The 5,306-nt window shown below is 43.1% G+C and carries 4 protein-coding genes and 1 pseudogene; 4 read left to right on the top strand and 1 reads right to left on the bottom strand.

Going from position 1 to position 5,306, the window contains the following annotated elements; genetic code table 11:
• Positions 1 to 83: 83 nt before the first annotated feature.
• Positions 84 to 605, top strand: a pseudogene (locus tag KTE19_RS12615) (ABC transporter ATP-binding protein); the annotation flags it as partial.
• A 3-nt stretch (positions 606 to 608) separates the two neighbouring features.
• On the top strand, positions 609 to 1,259 hold the full coding sequence (locus KTE19_RS12620) for a CBS domain-containing protein (protein WP_217342419.1): 651 nt from the start codon (positions 609 to 611) through the stop codon (positions 1,257 to 1,259).
• 59 nt (positions 1,260 to 1,318) lie between these two features.
• On the opposite strand, the gene KTE19_RS12625 is transcribed toward KTE19_RS12620, so the two are convergent.
• Positions 1,319 to 2,230 (bottom strand): DMT family transporter, encoded by a 912-nt coding sequence (locus KTE19_RS12625; protein ID WP_217342420.1) that lies wholly within the window; start codon positions 2,228 to 2,230, stop codon positions 1,319 to 1,321.
• Positions 2,231 to 2,430: 200 nt separating this feature from the next.
• On the opposite strand from KTE19_RS12625, the gene KTE19_RS12630 reads away from it, so the two are divergent.
• Positions 2,431 to 3,813: a glutamate--cysteine ligase gene (locus KTE19_RS12630; RefSeq protein ID WP_217164454.1), complete on the top strand. Its 1,383-nt coding sequence runs from the start codon at positions 2,431 to 2,433 to the stop codon at positions 3,811 to 3,813.
• A 33-nt stretch (positions 3,814 to 3,846) separates the two neighbouring features.
• Positions 3,847 to 5,178 (top strand): glutamate--cysteine ligase, encoded by a 1,332-nt coding sequence (locus KTE19_RS12635; RefSeq protein WP_217342421.1) that lies wholly within the window; start codon positions 3,847 to 3,849, stop codon positions 5,176 to 5,178.
• Positions 5,179 to 5,306 lie beyond the last annotated feature (128 nt).

The raw sequence follows: 5,306 nt of genomic DNA on the forward strand, positions 1-5,306 counted from the left end.
GTCCCCGTAAATGTCTCGGATGGAAAACGCCTTATGAAATATTCTTTAATGTAGTGTTGCACTTAATTTGACAATTCAAGGAAAATAAAGAAATTCAGTCCCAGAAGGCACCTAAAGTGGTTGCTGAAGGGATCTCTCAAGTCCCGGAAGGCCGGCACATTTTCTCAGGCCTCTCAGTGATGGAAAATTTGCAAATGGGTTCTTTCTTGGTGAAGGATCGTTCCAAAATTAAGCAAACTTTTGATGAAGTTTTCGAACGGTTTCCGATTTTGAAACAACGGAAAAATCAAGATGCCGCAACGTTGTCCAGTGGCGAGCAGCAAATGCTTGCCATGGGTCGAGCCTTAATGGCTAATCCCAAGCTTATTCTATTGGATGAACCGTCGATGGGCCTTGCGCCAATTTTTATTAATGAAATTTTTGATATTATCAAAGAGATTAATAAACAGGGGACAACCGTTCTTTTGATCGAACAGAATGCCAAAAAAGCATTGTCAATTGCTGATCGAGGTTACGTTCTTTCAACTGGGAAAGTTCAACTGACCGGCACTGGGTCCGAATTGCTGGCTAATAAAGAAGTTCAAAAAGCATACTTGGGAGGTTAAATAATGAGTGTAAGAGATTTTATGTCCGATAACGTGATCACCGTGCCGTCCGAGACCAAGGTCAGTGTCGCGGTGAATATCATGAAAGAGAACAACATTCATCGATTACCGGTGATTGATGACGGCGAATTGGTCGGCTTGGTGACCCAAGGGACGATTCAAGCAGCTTCACCATCGAAGGCCACTAGTTTATCAATTTATGAATATAACTATTTATTGAATAAAATGACGGTTAAGGATGTCATGGAGCCAACTGTTCACACGATTAATGCCGACGATTTCCTTGAGGATGCAATTTATGAGATGCGCAAGTACCAAATTGGCGTCTTACCGGTTATGAGTGCGGGCGCCGTGGTGGGAATCATCACTAACAATGACATATTGGATGCTTTCTTGGACGTGACCGATTATAACGAAGATGGCACGGTGGTTCAGGTGTTCGTGGAAAAAGACCGGCCGGGTGTTATCTTCGATATTGGTAAAATTATGGCCGAAAATCAATTAAATATTCAAACTTTGATGGTGACGCACCAAGGAACTACCAAAGTTGTTGAAATCCACGTGGATAAGGAAGATGGCTTTTCGGTGGCTTCCAAACTGCGAGAAGCTGGCTTAAATGCGAAAGAAGCGGAACGATACAAAAAAGTTGATTAACAAATCAAAAGCTGATTGCCATCCCAATTGGGGAAATCGATCAGCTTTTTGTGCGCTAATTATGAAACTGGGGCTTGAGTTTGCATGGCTGCCCAGGATTGAAGTCCAACTGTTCCAAGAATCAGAATGCCACCAATTGTTTCTGGGAGACCAAATCTAATTCCCAGCAAGAGGATTGATAAAGTTGTTGCCGAAAGTGGTTCAAAGGAGCCCAGCACACTAGCAGTTGTCGGTTGGATATAACTGAGGCTTTGGAGGTAGAACAGGTATGCCAGCATTGTGCCAAAAATTACCACGAAGGTAACCCCACTGTATGTTTGCCAGGAAAAGGCCGGCATCTCGGCCCAAACTTGATAAAAGCAGCTGAAGGATACGCCACCAATTAACATTGACCAACCAACAATTGGGATTGAACCGTATTTTCTCAGTAATTTGCCAGGGAGCAGTGTATAAATGCTGGCGGTAACTGCTGTTCCTAACCCCCACAGAAGCCCCTGCAAAGGGATTGCCAAGGTGGTTAATCTCCCATGAGTCACTAACAGGATTGTCCCGGATAACGCCATTATGAGCGAAATAACGTCAATGCGGCGAGGCAAGCTGCGAGTTCGAAACATGAGGTAAATAATGATGACCGCTGGGGATAAAAATTGCAGAATGGTTGCTGTTGCTGCATTTCCAAACTCAATGGCCTTAAAATATGTATATTGGGAAGCCGCCATGCCAACAAAGCTAAAAAAGATTAGCTTAAGTGCATCGACTCGATTGTGCCAAACTGCCAAACTCGCCTTGGCACCCGTGATTAGGCCGAACAAAACAAGAAGAAGGCCGGAAACTAACATGCGGACGGAAACCAGCCAGTCGGCACTAACATTTTTACTTGTGAAGAGGAATTGGGCAATTGTTCCCGAAATTCCCCAAAGCAATGGCTCCAAAATGGCCAACCCGATACCTTTGATTCTTGGCTTTTGCATGCTGATGTCCTCCAAAGTGTATTGAAATAATTATATAACAAAATGGTGGGAGCAGAGTTGGGAAGACGTCATTTTGAAGAAATTTGGCGAATTGACGTACAATTAAAGTAATGAGGAATACAGAAACCTTTTGAAAAATGAAGTCAATTGCGTTAGAGTAAGATAACTTTTCTACACCAGCAATACGAGGAGGTAGATCTATGTTTGATGATATTGGGCAAACCATATTTAACAATGAGATTGTGGGCAGTGCGAGTGATTTTAATATGGGAATTGAAGTTGAAACGATTCGGGTCAATTCAGCCGGGCAATTGACAAAGGAACCCTATCCCAAAGCCTTAGGCAATCAAAGAAAAAATCATTTTATTAAAACAGATGTTTATCAGGTTCAGAGTGAGATTATTACCCCGACGGCCAGGAAATCCTTTGATGCAATGCATTATCTGATGGCCCTGAATGATACTCTACGAAATGCTCTAGAACCAAACGAACTACTCTGGCCAATGAGTATGCCGCCAGTTCTTCCGCAAGATAAACGGTCGATTCCAATCGCAAACGTTGATCCAAAACAAAAGGCCTATTATGAAAAGTGGATTAAAACGCGCAGCGATACCCAGGAATTACCTGTTGGGGTTCATTTAAATGTCAGCATTAATGATGACGTGTTGCGGACCGTTTGGGAGTCTCAGCGTGACAAGTACGACTCCTATGCCGAATTTGTTAATTATATTTATATCAAATTGGCACAAGGATTTGGCTATTATCGATGGTTGATTACATACTTATTTGGCAACAGTCCAATTGCTGAGAGAAATTATTTCAAACTTGACGAAGATCAACCAAGTCACGAGGTTCGAAGCATTCGGTCGTCGCATTATGGCCTCACTTCGGATGTTACCCATAATTATCGTTCGGTTCGTGAATATGTGGATAATATTGAACAAAATATTAAGGATGGCAATTTGTTTAGTGAGGCTGAATATCATACCAGTGTGCGTCTGAAGTCCATGAATGGCGATTTGACTCACATGGTGAAAAACGGGACGGATTATATTGAGTTACGAATGCTTGATTTGGACCCAACAACGGCTCTTGGAGTTCGAACCTCGGCGGTCAGATTCTTTAGAATTCTGTTGAGCTACTTCATGATGACCCCACCGATTACCACTCCTGATAAGATTAACCTGAAGTTGGATCAGGGACGGGCAATGAATGAAGTTGTTGCGATGGAAAGTCCGACCCAGCAGACAATTTATCATCACGAGGCCCAGAACTTCCTCGATCAGCTGCAATTATTTGGCGCAACCATTCAGTGGGGGCCGGAGTATCAAGAGATCTTGGATACGATGCAGGATCGGTTGGATAATCCCAAATTAACTCCGGCCGCGACCCTGATGGATCACGAGGTTGACGGTTCACTCATGTCATATGGCTTATCAATGGCAAACCGTTACCAAAATCGCGCCCATGAAAATCCAAAGCCCTTCACTGGTTTTGAAGAGCATCCAGATATGGATGCAGACGAATTGCGGCAACGATTATTTGGCGTGATGGGCAAGCCGGATAATTACGAGAAAAAGTAATTGTAGAGAGAACTGTGAAAGAGGGGGACTTCTTTGGCTAAAACAAATTCGGATACCCAAGTTTCTGATTTGATTAATTCAACCGTGGGTCTTGAAGTTGAGACTCACCGAATTAACGCAAGGGGAGAACTGAGTCGGCATGACTATCCCCATGGATTGTTGGATGAAAAGCAACATCACTTTATTAAGAACGATTTTTTAGAAACCCAATCAGAGTTGATTACCCCGCCTACGACAACAACTCAAAGAGCTTTAAACTATCTTGGGGCTTACCATCAGGCTCTTCGAGGAGAATTGGCAGAAGGTGAGTATTTATGGCCGAACAGCATGCCGCCCAAGTTGCGGGCTGATCATTCCGACATTATTATTGCGCATACTGATCAGGCTAACTATGAATACAGGCAAAAAGTTGCCCGAATTCGAAAGATTGAACGAACGGCTGAAACGGGGGTTCATGTTAATGTGGGCTTAACGGCTCAATCGATTAACCAGTTGAGTGGAAAAAGAAATCAAGCAGCGGTCGATCAAGCATATCTTCAGGCAGCGGTTGGATTCATGCAATATCGGTGGTTGTTGACTTACTTGTTTGGCGCAACACCGCTAGCTTTTGGAAATTACTTTGCCAAGGATACCCCAGCACCTGCTCATCCAGTCCGTTCATTACGAAATTCACACTTTGGTTTTGGCAATGGTTTCTTAACCAGTTATCAAAGCGTTAGTGACTATGTAGGCGGCATTTTGGAAGCGGTTAAAACCGATGCGTTAATTGCGGATCGGGAATACTACGGTAGTGTGCGGTTGAAACAAACCGGCGGGGTTGAGAAATTGTGCACTGCCGGGATTGCATACATTGAATTGCGCATGTTTGATTTGGATCCCTTTGAGCCGTATGGCATTTCGGCAGATGCGGTCAATTTGGTACGGCTGATGTTTGCCTATTTTGTTGCCAAGCAGCCATTTGACCTTTCAAATGCCGATCAAGAAATTCGAGAAGCACAGCAACTAAACGAGCACGTTGCTTTGGAGGATCCACTTGAATCTTGCGAGTATCAGGACAAAGCACATGAATTGATTCGTAATCTTCAGTTTTTTAGCGCGGATATTGTGATCCCTTTCTCCGCTCAACAACTATGTTTTAAGATGCAAGAGCGGATTAGTAATCCTGCATTGACCCCTAGTGCCAGGATGACCCAATGGACGGACGCAACCGCTGGCAGACTATTAGATCTATTGGTGAAGTTTGCTAAGGGTTACCAAGATGACTTGATTCATAACCCTACCATTGGTTTTGAGAACCTAAGTCCAGTTGAGCAAAAGGCAATTCTTGAGAAATTAAGACAAGGTCAGAATGTCGAAATTAAGTAACTGACTTGTAAGTCAGGATAGAAAAAAGCAACCAGAAACAAATGAAAATTGGTTCTACAATATCTGTTGTTGGTAATAGATTTTATCTATTACTGATGACAGATTTTTTGTTTCTCGTTAGAATAAAA

The sequence above is a fragment of the Lentilactobacillus dabitei genome (assembly GCF_019061365.1).
GTDB classification, from domain to species: Bacteria; Bacillota; Bacilli; order Lactobacillales; family Lactobacillaceae; genus Lentilactobacillus; species Lentilactobacillus dabitei.

Coding starts and splice junctions, on each gene's coding strand:
- KTE19_RS12625 (WP_217342420.1), bottom strand. CDS start 2,230: ATGCAAAAGCCAAGAATCAAAGGTATCGGGTTGGCCATTTTGGAGCCA.
- KTE19_RS12620 (WP_217342419.1), top strand. CDS start 609: ATGAGTGTAAGAGATTTTATGTCCGATAACGTGATCACCGTGCCGTCC.
- KTE19_RS12630 (WP_217164454.1), top strand. CDS start 2,431: ATGTTTGATGATATTGGGCAAACCATATTTAACAATGAGATTGTGGGC.